1 protein-coding gene is annotated in these 252 nt (G+C 37.3%); it reads right to left on the bottom strand.

Annotation, left to right across the window (positions count from 1 at the left end):
• Positions 1-252, bottom strand: a 252-nt coding sequence (locus AAEY78_RS14170) for a tetratricopeptide repeat protein (protein WP_352340048.1), incomplete at both ends; no start/stop codon positions are given.

Raw genomic sequence — 252 nt, 5'->3', positions numbered from 1 at the left:
CCTAGTGTCAATGCAGTATTAATCAGTGTTTGTGCCAATGATTTTTGACCACAATTAAGCGCTACAATTGCGGTGTCGTAATAAATATAAGGATCGTTACTTTGTGACGTCCGTAGTGTTTCAATACTGTTTAGGGCACTATCACATTGTAATAATTCGGATTGGTAACGTGCTAATGATGCTTGCATGGTTTCTTGATTGGGATTTACTTTTAATTGTTCTTTGGCAAGACCAAGCGCTTTAGTATATGAC

The organism is Psychrobacter sp. 16-MNA-CIBAN-0192 (genome assembly GCF_040309565.1).
Classification (GTDB): Bacteria; Pseudomonadota; Gammaproteobacteria; order Pseudomonadales; family Moraxellaceae; genus Psychrobacter.
This window is presented reverse-complemented; position numbering and strand designations above follow the sequence as displayed.